Source organism: Pseudoalteromonas luteoviolacea, assembly GCF_021654285.1.
Classification (GTDB): Bacteria; Pseudomonadota; Gammaproteobacteria; order Enterobacterales; family Alteromonadaceae; genus Pseudoalteromonas; species Pseudoalteromonas luteoviolacea_J.
Genome location: NZ_JAKFZS010000020.1, coordinates 36,294 through 53,195, shown reverse-complemented (window position 1 = coordinate 53,195; position 16,902 = coordinate 36,294). Strand labels below are relative to the sequence as shown.

Annotated in this window: 16 protein-coding genes; 13 read left to right on the top strand and 3 right to left on the bottom strand. The window is 43.5% G+C overall.

The annotated features are described in order from the left end of the window. Nucleotides 1-12: 12 nt before the first annotated feature. Complete coding sequence (locus L1077_RS18185; RefSeq protein ID WP_237138362.1) at nucleotides 13-1,041, top strand: FAD-binding oxidoreductase; 1,029 nt, start codon at nucleotides 13-15, stop codon at nucleotides 1,039-1,041. On the opposite strand, the gene L1077_RS18180 is transcribed toward L1077_RS18185, so the two are convergent. Further along, nucleotides 1,038-1,808 (bottom strand): AraC family transcriptional regulator, encoded by a 771-nt coding sequence (locus L1077_RS18180; protein ID WP_237138361.1) that lies wholly within the window; start codon nucleotides 1,806-1,808, stop codon nucleotides 1,038-1,040. The genes L1077_RS18185 and L1077_RS18180 overlap by 4 nt on opposite strands. A 485-nt stretch (nucleotides 1,809-2,293) precedes the next feature. On the opposite strand from L1077_RS18180, the gene L1077_RS18175 reads away from it, so the two are divergent. From L1077_RS18175 to L1077_RS18140, 8 genes are all read left to right on the top strand, one after another. Beyond that, the gene (locus L1077_RS18175) at nucleotides 2,294-3,265 is read left to right on the top strand and encodes a chlorinating enzyme (RefSeq protein WP_237138360.1); all 972 of its coding nucleotides are present in this window, start codon (nucleotides 2,294-2,296) and stop codon (nucleotides 3,263-3,265) included. Between the two features lie 18 nt (nucleotides 3,266-3,283). After that, nucleotides 3,284-3,523: a phosphopantetheine-binding protein gene (locus tag L1077_RS18170; protein WP_196760632.1), complete on the top strand. Its 240-nt coding sequence runs from the start codon at nucleotides 3,284-3,286 to the stop codon at nucleotides 3,521-3,523. Nucleotides 3,524-3,526: 3 nt separating this feature from the next. Then, nucleotides 3,527-4,318 carry a thioesterase II family protein gene (locus tag L1077_RS18165; protein ID WP_237138359.1) on the top strand — a complete coding sequence of 264 codons (792 nt, stop codon included), beginning with the start codon at nucleotides 3,527-3,529 and terminating at the stop codon, nucleotides 4,316-4,318. Nucleotides 4,319-4,332: 14 nt separating this feature from the next. After that, on the top strand, nucleotides 4,333-5,898 hold the full coding sequence (locus L1077_RS18160) for an amino acid adenylation domain-containing protein (RefSeq protein ID WP_237138358.1): 1,566 nt from the start codon (nucleotides 4,333-4,335) through the stop codon (nucleotides 5,896-5,898). A 12-nt stretch (nucleotides 5,899-5,910) separates the two neighbouring features. After that, nucleotides 5,911-6,384, top strand: coding sequence for a YbaK/EbsC family protein (locus L1077_RS18155; protein WP_237138357.1), 474 nt, complete (start codon nucleotides 5,911-5,913; stop codon nucleotides 6,382-6,384). 1 nt (nucleotide 6,385) lies between these two features. Further along, on the top strand, nucleotides 6,386-7,567 hold the full coding sequence (locus L1077_RS18150) for an acyl-CoA dehydrogenase family protein (protein WP_237138356.1): 1,182 nt from the start codon (nucleotides 6,386-6,388) through the stop codon (nucleotides 7,565-7,567). Between the two features lie 460 nt (nucleotides 7,568-8,027). Beyond that, nucleotides 8,028-9,281, top strand: coding sequence for an MFS transporter (locus L1077_RS18145; protein WP_237138355.1), 1,254 nt, complete (start codon nucleotides 8,028-8,030; stop codon nucleotides 9,279-9,281). Nucleotides 9,282-9,283: 2 nt separating this feature from the next. Further along, complete coding sequence (locus tag L1077_RS18140; RefSeq protein WP_237138354.1) at nucleotides 9,284-10,159, top strand: ROK family protein; 876 nt, start codon at nucleotides 9,284-9,286, stop codon at nucleotides 10,157-10,159. Between the two features lie 63 nt (nucleotides 10,160-10,222). Here the strand turns inward: L1077_RS18140 and L1077_RS18135 are convergent, their stop codons facing one another. Next, nucleotides 10,223-12,400 (bottom strand): fasciclin domain-containing protein, encoded by a 2,178-nt coding sequence (locus tag L1077_RS18135; RefSeq protein WP_237138413.1) that lies wholly within the window; start codon nucleotides 12,398-12,400, stop codon nucleotides 10,223-10,225. Between the two features lie 374 nt (nucleotides 12,401-12,774). Between L1077_RS18135 and L1077_RS18130 the strand changes: the two genes are divergently transcribed. Beyond that, nucleotides 12,775-13,392: an NAD(P)H-dependent oxidoreductase gene (locus tag L1077_RS18130; RefSeq protein ID WP_237138353.1), complete on the top strand. Its 618-nt coding sequence runs from the start codon at nucleotides 12,775-12,777 to the stop codon at nucleotides 13,390-13,392. Between the two features lie 81 nt (nucleotides 13,393-13,473). Beyond that, the gene (locus L1077_RS18125) at nucleotides 13,474-13,938 is read left to right on the top strand and encodes a nuclear transport factor 2 family protein (protein ID WP_237138352.1); all 465 of its coding nucleotides are present in this window, start codon (nucleotides 13,474-13,476) and stop codon (nucleotides 13,936-13,938) included. A gap of 104 nt (nucleotides 13,939-14,042) precedes the next feature. On the opposite strand, the gene L1077_RS18120 is transcribed toward L1077_RS18125, so the two are convergent. Further along, nucleotides 14,043-14,267, bottom strand: a complete 225-nt coding sequence (locus L1077_RS18120) for a hypothetical protein (protein ID WP_237138351.1) — start codon at nucleotides 14,265-14,267, stop codon at nucleotides 14,043-14,045. A 612-nt stretch (nucleotides 14,268-14,879) separates the two neighbouring features. Between L1077_RS18120 and L1077_RS18115 the strand changes: the two genes are divergently transcribed. Continuing rightward, nucleotides 14,880-16,148, top strand: coding sequence for an efflux RND transporter periplasmic adaptor subunit (locus L1077_RS18115; protein ID WP_063364387.1), 1,269 nt, complete (start codon nucleotides 14,880-14,882; stop codon nucleotides 16,146-16,148). Nucleotides 16,149-16,172: 24 nt separating this feature from the next. Then, nucleotides 16,173-16,895, top strand: a complete 723-nt coding sequence (locus L1077_RS18110) for an ABC transporter ATP-binding protein (RefSeq protein ID WP_063364386.1) — start codon at nucleotides 16,173-16,175, stop codon at nucleotides 16,893-16,895. Nucleotides 16,896-16,902 lie beyond the last annotated feature (7 nt).

Sequence of the window (16,902 nt, the reverse complement as noted above, 5' to 3'; positions counted from 1 at the left end):
AGGAATAAATGTATGTCTAGGATGAACAAAGCAGCCAGCGTTGAATGCCAAATTTCACGGATCGCGATTGAAACTCAAAGCTGTATTTCGATATATTTGCGCCGTGTCGATGGGCTACCCTTTTTGCAGTTCTCTGCTGGTCAATATGTGGCGTTAGAGCTTGTAATACAGGGGAAATCGCTTCGACGCTGTTATACTATTTCTTCGTCATCGCAAGATAGAAGTACGATCCGATTAACCATTGAGCGGGTCAATCAAGGCCTAGTATCAAATTGGTTGTGCGATCATGCCGCGATAGGGTTGAGGCTTGATGTGGGGGTACCTACAGGGCAATTTGTCTTGCCAAGTGAGTCAAAAAAGAAGTTGTTATGGATGGCGGCAGGCAGTGGTGTAACGCCTTTCATAGCAATGTTACATGAGCTGGCTGATGCCCAATTATCTTGTGATGTGGTGATGTTGATATCTGTCAAACAACGTCAAGATTTAATTGGCTATAACGAACTTGAAGCGCTCATTAAGCTTTTACCCAATGTAAAGTTAGTGACGACTTTCACCTCAGAGACTGACTTGTCGAGAGGGCAGCTTGGTAGGTGGACGGCAGATCGCATTGCTGACGTATGCCCTGATCTTCATGAGCGTTTGGCTTATTTGTGTGGTGGTGCGGCATTTACGACTGATATGCAACAAGCGTTAATATCGCTAGATGTGGCGCCAGAAAATGTGTTGGTTGAATCCTTTTTTGTGGTGAATACCAACAATGCAAGAGAAGCTGAGCCGACATCAATGCACGTTCAGTTGATGCCACATGATGTGCGATGGAAAACAGATGGCACGCAAACACTGTTGGCATTATCTGAGTCACAAGGCGTCGAAATTCCTTCAGTATGTCGTAGTGGTTTGTGTGGCGCATGCAGTGTGACGATTAAAGGCCCCTGTCATTCTGAAGGCAGAGAAGCGCTAGATGACGCCAGCTTTGAGGCCGGCGCACGTTTAGCTTGCATGACGTTCCCGCGAGGGGACTGCGTTGTTGAGCTAAATTAAGCGACTGTTTGTGGCTGCGCTATAAAGTCGACTGGTGCTAATCCAACACGACGCTTAAACATGGCACTAAAAGCGCCTGGGCTATCATATCCGACTGCCAGTGCAGTATCGATCACATTGTGGCCTTGAGCCAACAGCTCCATACTGCGCATAAGGCGCTTTCGTCGAAGCCATTCGCCAAAACTGAGGCCTGTGGCTTGATGAAAGCGCCTTGATACTGTGCGATCTGAGACGCTTAGCATGTAAGCGGCATCAGTTAGAGACCACGGGTGTTCTAAGCGAGCGGTGATTTTTTCACATAGTTTTAAAAGTGTCTCATCTTCTGGTAAGGGGACATTGAAATCATGTAGTGATAAGTCGCGTAGTTCATCTAAAACAAGTTCTAGGATGCGCTCTTCTCTGCCTCCCTTTGGGCAAGGAGTGGGAATATCAACAGCGCTATTGATCAATGCTTTAAGTAATTCAGGAACTTGGAAGATACCACAGTCGCTAGGCAGATCGGCTCTGGCAAAGGGGTCTAAAAACAAGGTTCTTACCTCTACTTTACCATGCGCTTTGATGCTATGGGGTACGTTAGCAGGGATCCATAGTGCTCTATCTGGTGGAATGATCCATCGCCCTTGGGGTGTTGTGACCCTCAAAACGCCAGTCAGCGTATGCAAAAGTTGTACGCTAGTATGCGCATGCTGAGGTTCATTAATGCCGTGTGCATATGAATAAGCAAATGCCATGATGGGAGCGGTTAACTGTTCAGTTTGAAAATACATCGATCCTCCTTGTGAATTATGCCAATGTTGTCTTCAATAAAACTGTTTTTAGAGTAAATGCTTTAACTGTATTATTACTAAAATCAGCTTGAATACTTTATGCATAGATCGCGTGTACCTGAAAAGTAACCTCAATAGTAAAGAATAAATAAATCAAAAAAAAAATAACAATGATTTTTTTATGTTTTTAAAGTCTACTTTTAATTTTCTATTGGATTTTTTATTTTTAATTCGCTGAAGAGTAACTTTTCACACATTAGTGTATTGACGATTAAATAGTCAATCCAAATGGAATGAAAACTTCTCGACATGAAGATAACTCATAATTATGTGTATTAAATGTATCAAATTGTTATTTGTGTTGTTGTACCTTATTTTATGTAGTATGTTTCTTTTCCATGGACATATGTCCATAAAAAATGGGTAATTATTAAAAAAATAATGAAAAGGCTGACTCAGCCTAAACTTTTATAGTCAAAGGAATAATGATGTTAGAAGAACAAATCGAGCCCTGCTTAGCAGAGGATTTTTCATTTTCGAAAGAAGAATTAGAACAGTTTCGTAGACAAGGTTTTGCAGGTCCATTCACCGCATACACGCCAGAAGAAATGACTGAAAAATTCAAAAAGCTTCGCCCGAAGCTGGTGGACAGTCGAAAGTCAATTTACCGTGGCGATGACGGCATCTCAGGTAGTACCAATATATCCAATTATGATCGTCACCTCGATATTGATTTCCTTGCAGAGCACATCTGTAAGCGTGAAATTATTGATCGTGTTGCAAGCATTTTAGGTCGTGATTTACTGTGCTGGAGAACGGAGTTTTTCCCTAAATACCCAGGTGATGAAGGCACTGATTGGCATCAAGCGGGTACATTTGCCAACGTAGCCGCGTCGAAAAAACCACAGATTGAATGGCCTGAAGGTTCTGAGCACTCTGGTACGATTACGGTTTGGACTGCGTTTACAGAGTCTACAATTGAAAATGGTTGCCTGCAGATCATGCCAGGAACGCATAAAACCATGAATTATGACGAAACCAAAGAACTCACTTATGATGAATCTCAGATCAATTCAGTGGAAAAAGATGGTATTAAACGCGGCTTTTTTGGATATGACTATCGCCAACTGCAAAAAGATCCGAACTGGAAACCTGATGAATCTCAAGCGGTTCCATTAGTTATGAAGCCCGGCCAATTTGTTATCTTTTGGTCTACCCTCATGCACGCTTCTTACCCTCATTCGGGTGAAAAAAATATGCGTTTAGGTTATGCCGCGCGTTATGTCCCGACAGATGTAAAAGTATATCCGTATTCGCAAAGCTTGGATGAGTTTGGTGCGAATGCCAGCCTTGATAACCATGGTTCAGTGTTAGTTTCAGGTACAGATTCAATTGGCCATAATGCACTGATTGAAAAAACGTTTAATAACACGCCGTTTAACCGCCGTGAGTGGTAATGCAATTAAGGAAAGATGATGAAAGACATTGAACAAACAGTATTGGCGCTGTGCCAAGAAATATTGAACTTAGAGTCGGTCTCTTTACAAGATGACTTTTTTGACATCGGTGGTGATTCATTGAGTGCGATTAAGTTGTTATCTCGCACCGACGCTCTTTATGGCGAAGACGCGCTGACCGCAGATGCATTATTTGAGGATGGTCGTTTGGGCGCTGTTGCTGAGTTTATTACCCAAAACCAAACAGCAACTGCGTAACTGATGACACTGCAGATAAATACAAAAGCTGAGCATGCTGATGCGTATTGGTTACGTGCCAATACAAAGACAAAAAATGTAAAGCTGCGATTAATCTGCTTTCCCTATGCAGGTGGAGGAGCGCGGATGTTCCTCCCTTGGCAAAAAGAGTTGGGTGAAAGTATCGAGGTGTTGGCCTATAAATTGGCTGGCAGAGAGTCTCGGTTAAGAGCTGCTTTATATGCCGATTGGTCGACATTATTGGATGAGTTAATTGATGCGATTGGTATGCTCGACCAAGACTATGGCGAATGTCCGTATGTTATTTTTGGTCATAGTTTTGGTGCTCGTATTGCATTTGAGTTAACACGCAAGTTAGAAGCGTTACAAAAGCCGTTACCACTGCAACTGTTTTTGTCAGCATGTAGAGCACCGAGTGAGCCATGTATTTTGCCATATATGTATAACCTGGACAGCAGTGCTTTTTATGCTCGAGTCGCGAAAATGGGCGGTACTCCCGCTCATATTCTCGAAGATAAAAGGTTAATGCGTATGCTTGAGCCGATTTTAAGATCAGACATGGCCTTGTCCGAGTTATGGCCCGATAGTGAGCGGACACCCGTCAATGTCAAAATAACGGCTTTGAGTGGGGTGCACGACAAAATAGACCCGCCTATGGTCATGCAAGCTTGGCAAAACTATACCCACAACAACTTTGAGTTAATCTGCTTTGAGGGAGAGCACTTCTTTTTGCACTCACACCAAAATCAACTGCTTCGACAGATTGAAAACGAGTGCAAACAACTGATGGAATAACTGGGATAAGGATAATGACAGTCAATAAACAGGCTGAAGCGTCGGTGTTGTTAGCGCAAGTGAATGATACCTATGTTGAATTTGACCGCCAAATGAGCATTGCCCACGCATTTACCAAACAAGCAAAGCGGACACCACATGCGATTGCACTTGAATGGCGTGATGTGAAAGTGACCTACGGCGAACTTGAAAGGCAAGCTAATCAGCTGGCGAATGTACTTAAAATGCGCGGTCATGAGCAAGATACGAGTATTGCATTTAGTTTGAATAAAAGCCCACGTATGGTGGTTGCGATGTTGGCAATCTTAAAGCTGGGTTCAGCATACTTGCCGTTGGATTCGAACTTACCTATTAAACGCCAGCAGTCCATGATTTATCAAAGTCGCACACGGCTGGTGCTGTGCGAGAACAGTAAAGTGGAAGCTTTACCTCTGCCGGTTCACTTTATCAATTTAGAAGATATTGACGCTGAATGTCAGTTTGCAGATGCAAGTGAGCCTGAAGTTGCACACCGAGAAATGGCGTACATTAACTTTACTTCTGGGTCTACGGGTGAGCCAAAAGGAGTTGCTGTTGCGCATATTGGTGTGCTGCGGTTAGTCAGTGATGTTGATTATGTTGAGCTCAATGAGCAAACGCGGGTGCTGCATTTGGCGACGGTCAGCTTTGATGCGGCGACTTTTGAGATCTGGGGGCCACTGCTAAATGGTGGGTGCTGTGTGATATTCCCAAATGCGCTGCCAACAATTGCTAATCTAGGTAGATGTATTAGTGCGCATCAGGTGAATACATTGTTTATTACGACAGCCTTGTTTAACACTGTAATAGCGGAAAAGCCCGAAATATTTGAACCTTTGCATACCATTCTTACTGGGGGAGAAGCACACAATTTAGCGCATATGCGCAAGGCTTTGGCGGTGCTGCCCAATACAAATATCAGCAATATATACGGACCCACGGAATGCACGACCTTTGCAACGGCTTGTCGGCTTACTTTACCGCTGGATGTGATGCCAATAGGTAAACCAATAGCGAATACCCGGGTGTATGTTTTAGATGATAAGTTGCAATGTGTGGCACCAGAGCAAGAAGGAGAGCTATACATTGCGGGCGATGGTGTCGCACTGGGCTACATAGGTCAATTTGAATTGACTCGGGCACGCTTTGTTGATCAAGTTGAAACCCCTTTAGGGGGGGAGCGTCTTTATCGCACTGGCGATCGTGTAAAAATGCTATCAAGTGGTGATTTAGAATTTGTAGGCCGAACGGATGATCAGGTGAAAGTCAAAGGCTTTAGGATAGAGCTGGCGGAAATAAAAACAGAGCTAGAGAGCTTAGACACTGTGATGAGTGCGCATGTTTTAGCGAGTGCGGTTGATGGTAATGAAAAGCGCTTAATCGCGTTTTTATTACTCAATAAGCCTATCGACAGTGGCGAGTTAAATAAGGCATTAAAGCAGCGGTTACCACATTACATGATACCGTCTCAATATGTGGTTCTAACGGATATGCCATTAAATAAAAACGGCAAAGTGGACAAAGTTGCTTTGCTTTCAAAATATCGTGATACAGCTAAATAATAAGGAAAGACAATGAATTTAAGCAAAAGTGCGCAACGCGTTCAAGATGCCATAGTCGCTGCGGGTTGTGAGTTTTCTGTGGTTGAATTACCGGGAAGTACGCGCACAGCAGAAGACTCGGCAAACACGATTGGGTGTGAACTAGGGCAAATCGTGAAATCGCTTATTTTTAAAGGCAAAGAGAGCTGTAAGCCAATTTTACTACTGGTTAGCGGAAAAAACCGAGTAAAAGAAAAACTAGTGGCAAAGCATTTAGGTGAAAAGTTAAGTAAAGCGGATGCAGATTTTACACGTGAAGTGACAGGGTTTGCGATTGGTGGCATTCCGCCTTTAGGTCATTTGGAGACGCCGATTACTTTTATTGATGAAGACTTGCTTGAATACGAGACCGTATGGGCTGCTGCGGGTACGCCTCATGCAGTTTTTTCACTACCAGCAAGTAAGTTACCTGAGCTGACTAATGGGCAAGTTGTGCAGGTGAAATAGTATGTCTGATGGCATTTATTTTAATCAGTCTCATAAAAATTTCCGCACAGAAGTGCGGAAATTTTTACACCAACATGCAGTGCCCAACATCGAGCGCTGGGAGTCAGAACGCAAGGTCGATAGAGCCTTTTGGCAAGCACTTGGGCAAACTGGGTGGCTCGGTATTGCGATGGACTCGAAAAGTGAGTCTCAAGAAGCTAGTTGGGATATCTTTCATGGGATGATATTTCTCGAGGAACTTGGCCGATTGGGCAGTGCAGGCCTTAGAACTGCAATTGCTGTGCACAGTCATATGACGTTACCCTATTTGACGAAACTGGCAGATGTTCATACCCGAGAAATGTATCTTCACAGCGCTATTCGAGGGGATAAAGTGGCGGCTTTAGCGCTGACTGAGCCTGATGCAGGCACAGATCTCAATGCGTTAAAATTAAGCGCCCAAGCGCAAGCAGATGGCTTTGTGTTGAGCGGGCATAAGCAATTTGTTGCCAATGGCACTGAATGTGATTTTTTTGTGGTGTTAGCGAGAACGTCTGAAGCAACTCAAAGTCGCTTTGGTGCAACGGGTCTTTCTTTGTTTGTTGTTGATGCACATGCACCTGGTGTGCATCGAACCCCTTTAAACTGTTTGGGCTGGCACAGTGCGGATGTAGCCGAGTTGAAGCTAGAGCAGGTATTTGTGCCCAAGTCGCACGTGATTGGCAAAGTTGGACAGGGGTTTCAATTGATAGTCAAAGGCATGCAGCTTGAAAGACTCAGTGCTGGTGTGATGGCTTTAGCGGCAAACCGCTGCTGCCTTGAGCAAACTTGGCACCATTTAAAGTCCCGACAACTTGGCGGAGCTTCGGTGAGCAAGTATCAAGTGGTCAGGCATGCTATGGCACAATTGAGCACTCAGCAGGCATCAATTGAGCAATTGGCATATCACTGTGCATGGTCTTTTGAGCAGGGCAAAATGCCGATGAAAGAAATTGCAATGTTGAAAGTGGCCGCGACGGAGTTGCATCAAGAAATTGTGACGCAATGTGCACAATTTCATGGTGCGCAAGGGTATGTAGACTCACATATTTTTGCGCGCTTTGTACGCGATAGTCATGTTGTGAAAATCGCCGCAGGTGCCAATGAGGCTATGAACGACCTAATAGCGCAAGCACTGGAAAACAATCCAGATATGAACCTATAGCCCTTATTCAGGGCTATACCATTTTTCATTATCATGTCGATAGTCTGGAAACAGGTTATTTGATTCTATCGTTTTTACTTAAAGTAAGTTTAAATTAAATCAACTTCCAATTTCTGAGTGGCTTGGTGCCTAGTTTAACTGGCACAGGTTGTAATTTCAGCCGCTATACTAATAAACATAACTAAATCATTATTGAAATCAAACCTTTTACTCATAGCCGTTCAGAATAGACTGAATTGTTCCTTGATTGGGTTCTTTAGGTATAAATTATTTATATTTTCTCGGTGAGCTTGAATTGTATTGATAAAGGTTTGAAAAGTGCCGCAATATGCGTCTATTTGGCGGCAAACTAACCTTATTTGACGAGTTAAGGTGATGGCGGATTCCCCTTGGATCATTTGTCTGCCAACGAACAGATCCTATTTTTGCCATCACCTTTTTATTAAATAAGGTACACTTAATGAATAAGAATTTGCCAGCAGTTTTCGTGATTCTTGCGACGTTCTTTACGATCTCTTTTATCACTAATATTCTTGGTCCCATCTTTCCGGAATTGATTAAAAGCTTTGATATCGGCATAGCGCTGGCAGGGTTTTTTCCATTTGCTTTTTTTGCTGCGTATGGTGTGATGTCAATTCCTGCTGGGTTATTAGCGCAGCGTCTCAGTGAAAAGTTTGTAATGACACTGGCTTTTGCGCTTGCAGCCATTGGCTCCTTGCTATTTGCACTCTTACCTAGTTTCGTGTTTGCGATGGTCGCCTTGTTCTTAATTGGCAGTGCCATGGCGTTTTTGCAAGTGGCCATTAATCCACTGCTAAGAAAAGCAGGCGGGAGTGAGCATTTCGCAGTGTTATCTATTGTTGCCCAGCTACTGTTTGGTGCTGGTGCGACCTTATCCCCTATTGTCTACGTTAACTTAGCAGATATGTCGCAGCAGTCTGGAAATGTTTTAAATACACTGGTGCCAGCGCAAATGAGTTGGTTAAGTATGTACTGGTTGTTTGCTGCTGTGTGTATTGTCATGATGATTTGGGGGGCTGTGACGCGCTTTGTAGGTGGCAATGATGAACAAAAAAAGTCGCAAGCTTACACACTAAAAGAGAGTTTGGCACTGTTCAAAAATAAAGTGGTGATTAAGTTTTTCTTTGCGATTGCCGCTTATGTTGCTCTTGAGCAAGGGATCGCAAATACTACATCGCTCTTTTTAGAACAGGTCCATGGGCTGGATGCAAAGCAAATCGGTGCCGGTATTGTCAGTGAATTTTGGCTGATGTTGACTGTGGGCTGCGCGGCGGGTTTGATTTTAATGAAGCTGTTTGATGTACGCAAAGTACTTGCGTGGTTTTGCATCGGAGCGGGTATCAGTTTGGTGGCTGCTATATTTGGCTCTGTAGAGATTGCATTATTGGCATTCCCTGCTGCAGGCTTCTTTTTATCGATAATGTGGTCAGCGATTTTTTCGCTCGCGCTTAATTCATTTACTCACGGGCATGGTGCCATTGCGGGTATTTTGTGCACAGGTATTGTGGGGGGGGCAATAATCTCGCCCTTGATTGGTGCTCTGGCACAAGTATCTGGATCGTTGCAGTTGTCTCTTTTGCTGTTATTTGTTCCACTGGGCTATATGCTGCATGTGGCCTACACGTCAAAGCCTATTGTCAATAATCACACAATTAAATTATTCGCGAAAAGATCACCAGAGCAGGAAGCATAAAGATGTCAGGGATGGTTGTATGTATTGATTTAGGGGGCACTAAAGCTTTGTGCGGCCTTGCTAAGCAAGGTCGAATTGCTCATGTGAAACGTTACCCCGTGCCTGCATCTGGCACAAAACAAGCAGTAACAGATTATGTCATTGAATTAGTCAAAAAAACGATAACGGATGAATGTGTTGGTATTGCTATTGGGATTCCAGGGGTCGTGAACAGTGACACCGGTGAAGTGTTTGAAGTCACAAATATTCCAGCGTGGCGTGATGTGCAATTGTCAGAAATATTAAGTCGGCGTTTCAATGTGCCTGTGTTGGTTCACAATGACGTGAATTGCTTTACGTATGGTGAATACCGCTACGGTGAGCACGGTAGAGTAAATTCCCCCTGTAAAAACATATTAGGTGTTTGCTTGGGGACAGGGCTCGGTGCAGGTGTGGTGATAGATGAGCAGCTTTATACCGGTCGATATGGCTTGGCTGGTGAGTTTGGCAGCGCACCTTATCTGGATAAAACCATAGAAGATTATTGTAGTGGCCAATTTTTTAAACAGCGCGGTACCGATGGGGAGTTAGAGTATTTATCAGCAAAAGCCGGTAATACGGCTTCACTTAAGCTATTTGAGCAGTTGGGCACACACTTGGGGATAGCCTTTGCCCATATGCAGCTTGCTTATGATCCGGATGTTATCGTTATGGGAGGCTCTGTGACACAGTCTTATGATTTATTTGGTGAATCCATGCTGTCTACATTTACTCAATATGAGCAGTGCAAGCAGCTGAATATTCGTATTAGCCAATTGCCTTATGCGCCCTTGCTTGGCGCTTTTGCACTGTTTGAGCAAAAGTATCGTGTATCAACGTCGCTGTTTGAACACGCTTGAATATCAACTAAAAAGGTATGGCATGTCGAATAGACAGCCATACCTAGGTCAAAGGAAGGGAAGTTAATCGACGGCAGTTATCACGGTGTCTATTAAGTGCACAACACCGTTGGCTGTATAAATGTCTTTTTGTATCACATTGCTGCCTTCGATTTGCAGACCTGACGTGGGTAGCATGACGTGTGACCAATTGTCTATGCTACTGCCCATCATATCTCCTGCAGCAGTATCCGCGGCGTATAAATATAAAGGACGCCCTAAATACGCAACCTGCATCATATTGTCTTGACGAGCGATTAAAGACAGTCCTGGAATATTTTCAATTTGCGCTTGCGTTGCAATCACCGGCGGCCAAGCTGTTGCACATGCATCGTTACACTGGCTTTGTGCAAAAGTGAGATCATTGTCAAATGTGTAGAGTGTAAAGCCTGCTTTTTCACTGCCATTACCAGCGACCAGTATTTGCTTGCTCGAATCGTATGCGACTGCGTCGTTTTCGCCGTTGTTGGTTCCTGCAAAATCAACAACGCGAATATCTAGCATATTTGCTGCAAGTGTTTCCACTTTTTTGCCGTTGAGCTTGAGCGCTGTCATAGCTGGCGCTTCTAAGTTCAACACATGTTGTGTCAGCACTTGTGTTAACCCAGCGGTGTCGGCTAACAATGCATTGAGTGTGTCAGCTGGGATCTTTTGAAATGCACGATTAGTCGGCGCAAACACTGTAAATGTCGCTTCTTTGTTTGATAACGTGTCCACAAGGTTTGCTGTAGTTAAAGCTTGCACCAGCGTAGAGAGATCGTTAGTTTCACCTGCGACTTCTGCAATGGTTTTTTCGGAAGCAACTTTATCAGCAGGCGGCATGATCACTTTATCAAGCACGTGGATAACCCCGTTGTCGGCTTGCACATTTGCAGTTCTAATGACCGCATCATCAATAAATAATTTGCTATCTACGGTACTTAATGCAGCCATATCACTGTTAGCCATTGTGACCATATTAGACTCTGACGAAGCGATGGCGGATGCTGCATCTGACATAAAGCTTTGCCCAGATACAACATGGTACAACAGAATGTCTTTTAACATCTCTGTGTTAGCTCCAAGCGCATCTAAAGTTTCCTGTCCGAGCGCCGCGAACGCAGCATCGGTCGGTGCAAATACAGTGAACTTAACGGTTGGATCTGACAACACTTGGTCAAGTTCCGTTGCGCCAAGTAAGCTGACTAACGTATTAAAAGAACCCGCCGCAGTGGCAACTTCGGGGATCAAACCCAGTGACTCAGGCACCGCCACGCTGCCGACCACGACAGCATCGATTACGTGGATAATACCGTTAGAAGCCGGAATATCCGTTTGAGTGACCGTAATGCCTGCAAATTTCAACATGTCTGATGCTGCGTCAATAGACACGCTTTGTTGGTTATTCAGCAAGGTCGATGCGTTTTTGCCATTAAGTGACATCGCAGTGATGGAGTCGACACTGCCTGCAACAATGTGCTGCTTGAGGATGTCGCCTAATACCTCGGGATTAGCCAGCAAGGTATTAATTGTTTTTGTGCCAAGTGCTGCAAATGCGGCATCTGTTGGGGCAAAAACAGTTAGCGGATCAGAGCCTGTGAGGGCGCTTGTCAAACCTGCTGTTTCTACTGCCTTCAATAACGTTGTGAAGTTTCCCGCAGCGGTTGCAACTTCGGCTAAGTTTTGCGTTGATGTGGTGCCAGTCGGCGGCATTAATACCGCATCAATGACATGAATAATACCGTTGTCTGTTTGGATATCTGTTTGAGTGACAGTCGCGGTGTTAATCAATAGGTTTTCACCTGACAGGGATAAGGCTAATTTGGCGCCATTGACGGTTGCTGTTGTTTGCCCTGCTAACCCCAGCGCAGTTTCGGCGTTTACTTCTGAGGCGAGTACATGATATGTCAAAATACTACTGAGCTTGTCGGTGTCGGCAAGCAAGCCGTTTATCGTTTCTGTGCCGAGTAGCTCAAACGCTGCGTCAGTCGGTGCAAACACTGTAAATTTGTTGTTTGTGTCATCAAGTGTTGCATTTAGACCCGTTGCGTCGAGTGCTGCGACCAAGGTGGTAAATGAGCCAGCTGCTTTTGCTGCATCATACACTGAGTTTTCAGGTTGGTGAGGTTGAGTAATTACGACCGGGTCGTCATCATCTGAACAGGCGGACAGTACGCCCACCATGGCAACAAGTGCCAGTTTTGCAAGTACTTTCACGATCATCTCCATTGGAGTGGTTAATTTTCCGGCAATACGCGCTTGGCACGTCAGAAGATCAAGAAAAAGTTGTGTGGGAATTGCCTTTTCTATTCTGTGAAGTACTGATTTTACGTTCATCAACTTGTTGTAGTTTAGCTAAGTTAATGCTTTAAAAGGCTAAATTTTTACCATTAAGTGAGTTTTGGATAGCAGAAATAACATGCAAAAAAAATACATATTTTTTTAAAAAAAAGTCAACTTAGACAAGTGAAGACATCGTTTTAGTGAAAAATGATCTAGGTGTGAAAAGAGAAGATAGTTAATTGTACCTAAATTGAACTTATCGAGCATGAACTGGTCAATAATAATTTTAATTACCTGAAAAGCAAGGAAGTAAGATGCGCGTTCATCTAATAGTTGCTCACCCTGAAGAGAAGTCATTTAACTGTGCGCTGCATCAGGTTGCTAAGCAAACACTTAATGAATTTGGCGCTATTGTTACTGAGTCTAATCTATATGCTGAGCAATTTGATGCTGTGGCGGGAAGCAAAGATGTCATGGGGTTCTCAGAGCCTTCGGGATTTAACTTGGCCAAAGCTCAGCGATATGCTTTAGACAATGGGGCGTTTTGCGAACAAATTAAGCAGGAGCAGAAAAATCTAATTGCGTGTGATTTATTGATCCTTCAGTTTCCACTATGGTGGTGGTCGTTTCCTGCCATTCTCAAAGGATGGATTGACCGTGTATTAACTTCAGGTTTTGCCTACGGTCAAGGAGCCATATTAGTGCCAAAAAAGGTAATGTACTCAATCACAACTGGGGGAGCAGCCAATCAAGATGAAATGGCGTATTATAAAGGCAAAATTGATGGATTATACCAAGACGTATTTGGCTTTATGGGATGGAAAATAGTGCCGCCGTTTATTGCCCATGGTGTACAGCAAAAAAGCCACAAAGCACGTCAGTTGATATTGCAAGATTACCAATCACATTTGAACACCATTTTGAAGCATTAATAAGCTAATCTGTCTAATGACCACACATCACGCTAACTAAACAAGCGTGATGGTGAAATAAAATAATAATAAGGAAATAACATGAATAAATACGCGCTTGCCTTTATATCCATCGCTTTACCGAGTTTTGTCTCGGCACAGACGGAGTTAACCCCAAATGATATGGTTGAGAGGGCGCATGCTTTTGTGGCTGCCAAAAATGCTCGCCAACAACCCGCAACAACGGTACAAGACATAGATAACTTTATCGCGTTATTGGCAGATGAATTTGTGGATGAGCACGTGAAGTACAACTTTACCTACACGGATAAAGCAAAATTGCGAAAAGACATGGTTGCCAAGCTTAAAGATAAAGTGGTGCACAGTAAAATAGATATTCTTGATATCATGACAGGTGCTAACGTTGTTTTTATCAAAATGACGGAGTCAGGTAAGGTGAAGCCTGCACATTTAGACAATGAAGTCGAATATACAAAGACCAATGTTGTCTCGCTAGAATTTAATAGTGATGGATTGATAAAACACATACGACGACATCATGGGTGAGTCAGTACAAGTTGTGGATTGATGCTGACAGTGTTAAAAAAGGGAGCTAGCTCCCTTGGTGTTACAAGCATAATTAGGAAGTTTCGAATTACGCATTTACCATATTAGTGGTAACGTTTTTCTCTAACTCGGTAGTCAATTATTTTAGTTCGATATTGGCAGCTGCTTGCGGCGCGGTACACGAAAATAGAGACGCCAGGCGCTTGATAAGCACGTACAAATCTCCATTCGCAATTGTCTACTACACCACTGGGTATTATTGTCCAAGCGCTGGCTGCACCTGCGAACATAAAGATCATGGTAAAAAATACTAATTTTAATTTAGACATTGTTTCCTCACTTTTATTTTTACTTTCCAGATGATTGAGACTGTTACTTTAGATGGTTTGAAGTGGTGTACAATTAATAACCAGTTATTCGATAGATTTTTACCTCAATGTAATTGAATGATATTAATTTGAGATGAAGACACTCTAAATGGAGGCTTGATTTGCCACCCTTAAGTGAGCAAATTTGAGATAATAGGCTTGTTTAAAAACATACTGAGTTAAAACAGCTTTTATAAACTGCGCTAAACAGAACCCTGTTTTTATCTGAAATGAAAACGAATAGGAATATGAAGATCAAATAAACATGCCAATATACGCAATGCATCGTAATAGACTTTTCCCGTTTGGTTGATTCCCACTCTTAAAGCAAACCCCATTTTGTTGTATCCATATCGGTGCAAGTTCACTACTAATTTAGATTAAATTACTCTGTGGACATCAAGTGTCCACAATCGTGTCACAGTGACACATCTGGACAACAGATGTGTCCATTCGGACACTCGATAAAAACATAAAGAATAAAAGTTATTTAAAATCAATTGTTTATTTTTATTTCATTGTTGGCACTGTCCTCGCTTATATCTAAGTATCGAAATCAGCAGGTGGTATAAAATGATTAAAGGAACTCAGTCCCAGGATGAAGTCATCGCGCCAAGCACGCGTTCAAGTAAACTTAAATTCGTTGTTTCAGCAGTATTGATGACGCTGATCACCGTAGTGTCTATCCCAGCGATTAGCCAGTGGTACTCAGGCATAAAAACGGTATCTTACGCGCAGTTGATTACAGCCAAAGTGATTAAAAAAGATTTAGTGAGAGATGTGTCTGTCTCTGGACGTTTAGTGGCAGCCAATGCGCCGCAAGTATACAGCCCGGAGCCGGGTCAAGCGACCTTGTTAGTTAAACCCGGTGATAGGGTGGAGCAAGATGCGTTGCTTGCAACAATCCATAGCCCAGAACTCGATGCCCAAATTGATCAGCAAAGTTCGTTGCTGACTCAGTTACAGTTGGAGTCCAATAGAGGGTTATTAGCAGACGATGAAGCACAACTTGAATTGGAGCGCAGTTTAGATGAGGCGACTGTGCGTTTAAATGCAGCTCAGCGTGAGCAGCGTCGCTCCAAAGAATCTTATGACAAGCAAGTGATCAGTGAGTTGGACTTTGCCCGCAGTAAAGATACGCTCCTTGAGGCACAACTGATGCACAAGCATGCGCAACAGCGTGTTTCTATGGCTAAAAAGCGCTTAGATTTTGAGGCGCAAACAAGAGAACTATCGGTACAGCGTCAAACGCAAATCTTAGACGAATTGAAGCGCAGACAACGTGCACTGGAAGTTCGAGCGCCTGTGACTGGGGTCGTCGGAAGCTGGTTAGTACAGCAAAAAGAGCAAGTTGCAGATGCCCAAGCACTTATGACCATTGTGGATTTATCTGAATATGAAGCTGAGCTACAAGTACCAGAGTTTTATGCTGACGATTTAGGTATCGGGCTAAATGTTGAGATATCTCTTGGCGGGCAGTTTTATCAGGGGGCGGTGAGCTCAGTATCTCCAGAGATCCAACAAAACCAAGTTGCCGTGCGAGTGAAGATTGATGCCGATAGTGATTTAAAGCTACGTCAGAATCAGCGCGTAAATGGACGTATTGAATTTGAGAAAAAAGCGCAGGTACTGCAAGTCAAGCGCGGCCCGTTTTTATCAAGCTTTGGAGGCAAGCAAGCCTTCGTGATTCAAGATCAAATGGCTCAGGTACGCGACATTAAAATAGGGGTATCTAGTGTCGACTATGTCGAATTGATCAGCGGCGTTCAAGAAGGTGAAGAAATCATTATTTCTGACTACGACGCATTTAGCCAAAGCCAAACTTTTAAGATTTCAAAATAAACAACAAAAATTAAGGACCTAATTATGCTTTCAATGAACAATATCAGCAGAGTGTATCGCAGTGAAACGATTCAAACGCATGCGCTACGTGACTTTAACTTACAAGTGGATGCCGGAGAGTTTGTGGCAGTGACAGGCCCATCAGGCTCAGGTAAGTCGACATTTTTGAATGTGGCGGGGTTACTTGATGAGTTTAACGAGGGGGAGTATGTCTTGGATGGCACTTCTGTCAAAGGGCTATCAGATGATGACTTATCGCGTTTGAGAAACGAGAAAATTGGGTTTATTTTTCAAAACTATAACTTGATCCCAGACTACAGTATTTACGATAACGTGGATATGCCACTGCGTTATCGTGGCTTAAGTGCTAAGCAAAGACGTAATCGCATTGAGCATGCGCTTGAGCTGGTCGGATTATCAAGTCGCCATAGTTATTTACCCAGTCAGCTGTCAGGGGGTCAACAACAGCGAGTTGCCATTGCAAGAGCACTGGCAGGTGAGCCTAAGATTTTATTGGCTGATGAACCGACGGGTAACCTTGATTCACTAATGGCAAGGCAAATCATGGACTTGCTAAAAACCATTAATAAAGAAGGCAGTACCATCATCATGGTCACGCACGACCCAGATCAAGCCAGAGAAGTGAACCGCAATATACAAATCATTGATGGTCAAATCACGGACTACAGCATTTATGCGCCAGTTGAACAGGCACCAATCATAAATCAGAACCAGCCAGTGGCTTAGGAGGTAA